This window comes from Treponema sp. R6D11 (assembly GCF_054786075.1).
The window spans coordinates 1-3,445 of sequence record NZ_BDHD01000178.1 but is presented as its reverse complement, the minus strand read 5'-3'; the positions used below and the strand labels follow the sequence as shown (position 1 = coordinate 3,445).

At 52.8% G+C, this 3,445-nt stretch carries 3 protein-coding genes; all 3 read left to right on the top strand.

Annotated elements, in window-relative coordinates:
• Positions 1 to 308 precede the first annotated feature (308 nt).
• Positions 309 to 1,313: a ketol-acid reductoisomerase gene (gene ilvC, locus ACYVTD_RS10730; RefSeq protein ID WP_461247766.1), complete on the top strand. Its 1,005-nt coding sequence runs from the start codon at positions 309 to 311 to the stop codon at positions 1,311 to 1,313.
• Complete coding sequence (gene cimA, locus ACYVTD_RS10725) at positions 1,314 to 2,969, top strand: citramalate synthase (protein ID WP_461247765.1); 1,656 nt, start codon at positions 1,314 to 1,316, stop codon at positions 2,967 to 2,969.
• 8 nt (positions 2,970 to 2,977) lie between these two features.
• The coding region (locus tag ACYVTD_RS10720) for an isocitrate/isopropylmalate family dehydrogenase (RefSeq protein WP_461247764.1) at positions 2,978 to 3,445 on the top strand (468 nt) is incomplete at its 3' end.

Below are 3,445 nucleotides of genomic sequence, written 5' to 3'. Positions count from 1 at the left end.
AAATTCCCTATTGCATTATTTTTACATTTTTGCTAGAATTGTAACATCTACTATTTAGAGGAACAATGTTGAAAATGGCACTGGAATTTAACAGGCTTAATAACTCAAACGGTCAAAAGGCCTATTTTAACGCGGCTTTATTGCGCGTTTTTTCCTCTCTTTCTGTCATATCTGTAGTAATTCTCGTAGTAATTAGCAGCCGGTAAGGGCACGGGCTTCCTTTTCAGGAAAATCTGCAGCCTTTACCGGGTTTCTCAAGTTCCGGAGTGGAAAAACCACTCACGGGGTTGGTATATAGGAGGTTATATATGGCGCACATGTATTATGAAAAAGACTGCGATTTGGGTCTGCTAAAGGGCAAAACCATAGCGGTAATCGGCTACGGTTCCCAGGGTCACGCCCACGCGTTGAATGCGAAGGAATCCGGGCTTAAGGTGATTGTCGGGCTTTACGAAGGATCGAAGTCATGGAAGAAGGCGGAAGAGGCGGGATTTCAGGTGATGACGGCGAAGGACGCTGCCAATGCGGCGGATTTTATCATGATCCTGATTAACGACGAGAAGCAGGCGGCCCTTTACAGGGAATCAATCGCGCCCGCGCTTAAAAAGGGGAAAACCCTGTCTTTCGCCCACGGGTTTAACATTCACTTTGGGCAGATAGTTCCGCCGCAAGACGTAAACGTGGTGATGATAGCGCCCAAGGGGCCGGGGCACACCGTTCGCGAGCAGTACAAGCTGGGCGCAGGAGTCCCCTGCCTTATCGCCGTCCACCAGGACGCGAGCGGAGACGCTAAAAAACTGGCGCTCGCCTATGCGGCGGGAATCGGCGGGGCAAGGGCGGGAGTGTTGGAAACAACTTTTAAGGAAGAGACCGAAACAGATCTTTTCGGCGAGCAGGCGGTATTGTGCGGCGGCGTATCCGCGCTTATGAAAGCTGGCTACGAGGTGCTTGTTGAAGCGGGCTACCAGCCTGAGAGCGCCTACTTTGAAGTTATGCACGAGATGAAGCTAATCATCGATCTTGTAAACAGGGGCGGGCTTTCGTTCATGCGCTATTCGATTTCCGACACCGCCGAATACGGCGACTATGTTACCGGGCCGAAAATCATCACCAATGAAACAAAGAACACGATGAGGCAGGTGTTAAAGGAGATTCAAAACGGAACTTTCGCGCGGAACTGGATACTGGAAAACCAGGTGAACCGCCCGTTCTTTAACCGCATGAGGGCGATTGAAGCCGAACACCCAATCGAAAAAACGGGAAACGAGCTTCGCGGAATGATGAAATGGCTAAAGAAGAACGAGGAAAAATAAATGAGCGACAATGAGCAGACGCCGTCCAACTTAATACCTTTGGAAATTTTAGACACCACTCTAAGGGACGGCGCTCAGGGCGAAGGCATCACGTTTTCCTTGCAGGACAAACTTGACGTGGTTCGCGCCCTTGACGCTCTTGGTATCTCATGGATCGAGGCGGGCAACCCGGGAAGCAACCCCAAAGACATGGAATTTTTCCGTCTTGCCGAGGGCCTCAAACTTGAACACGCCAAACTCTGCGCCTTTGGCTCCACCAGAAAAAAAGGAGTGAAGGCGAGCGAAGACCCGAACGTGTTGAGCCTTCTAGACGCGCATACTCAGGCGGTGGTGATCTTCGGCAAGAGCTGGGATCTTCATGTGACGGAAGTGCTGAAGGTAAGCCACGAGGAAAACCTCGCCATGATCGCCGAGACGATAACTTTTTTGAAGAAAAAAGGGAAGAAGGTTTTTTTCGACGCCGAACATTTTTTTGACGGCTGGAAGGCGAACCCCGAGTACGCCCTTTCCGCTTTGAAGACGGCTGTAACCGCCGGGGCTGAACGCATAGTACTGTGCGACACAAACGGCGGCGCGTTTCCCGACACGATAGAGAAGGCCGTTAAGGAAGCCGTCAAAGTTGTTGAAGGTGCAAGCGGAGAGGGTGGAGCGGACGGTTCCCCCTGCATTCTTGGCATTCACGCTCACAACGACGCGGACATGGCGAGCGCGAACACGATAACCGCAGTCCTTGCCGGATGCAGACAAATTCAAGGAACCCTTGTCGGTTTCGGCGAGCGGTGCGGCAACACAAGCCTCGCCGCGGTCATGCCGAGCCTTGAACTCAAGCTTGGCTTCCGTTGTCTGCCCGAAGGAAAGATGGAACTTCTTTCCGAGATAACTCGAATTGTCGCCGAGACCGCGAATGTCGCCGTGCCCGGCAATATGCCCTATGTGGGAAGCCACGCTTTTACCCACAAGGCGGGAATGCACGCCGACGGAATTTTAAAAGTGAGCAAGTCCTTTGAACACGTCGATCCTTCCCTTGTGGGGAATGACAGGCACATTGTAATGAGCGAAGTCGGCGGGCGCTCCGCGATAGCGGAACGCGCGAAGAAGATCGACCCTTCGATTACAAGGGATCACCCTGTAACGGCGGCGCTCGCCCAAAAACTGAAAACCCTCGAAGCGGACGGCTGGCAGTTTGAAGGAGCGGACGGCAGTTTCGACCTTATGGTTCGCAGGGAACTTGGCAGATACAAGCCGCTGTTTAACATCGAAGCTTACCGCGTGGTAAGCGAACACCCCACGGGTGAAACAATCGCCTGTTCCCACGCGTGGGTCAAAGTGCACGTTGACGGACAGGAGGAGATCGCCGCCGATGAAGGAGACGGTCCCGTCAACGCATTGGACGGCGCTCTTCGCAGGGCGTTAAAACATTTTTACCCCGAACTGCAAGAGGTGCGCCTTACCGACTACAAAGTCAGGGTAATCGACGGCAACGCCGCAACGGCTGCGAAGGTGCGCGTCCTCATCACTTCTTCCGACGGCAGGCAGACTTGGACGACGGTAGGGGTATCGGAAGATATCATCGACGCAAGCCGTGCCGCCCTTGTAGATTCTATTGAGTACAAACTAATTGATGATATTGAACGCCGCTTTAAGGCGTATCTATAGGAGAGAAAATGAAATTTAAAATTGCGGTAATCCCCGGAGACGGAATCGGGCCGGAAGTGATAGTGCCTACTCTTAAAGTTCTTGATGCAGTTGGGAACAAGTACGGTCATACGTTCAACTATGTCGAACTTGAAGCGGGCGGGCTCGCTATCGATCACACGGGAGAGCCGCTTTCTCAAAAAACTCTCGAAGAGGCGAAGCAGTGCGACGCTCTTCTTCTTGGCGCTGTCGGCGGTCCAAAGTGGGATACGCTCCCCGGACATCTGCGTCCCGAAAGAGCGTTGCTCGGTCTTCGCGCGGGGCTTGGCGTTTTTGCCAATCTTCGTCCGGCGGCTCTGCTCCCTCAATTAAAATCGGCATGCCCCGTTAAAGACGAAGTGCTAATCGCAAGCAACGGCGAAGGAAAGGCCGCTTTCGATTTATTGATCGCTTTTCATATTTCCTCCAACGCCTTTAGTACCGCCTCACCCATCGCC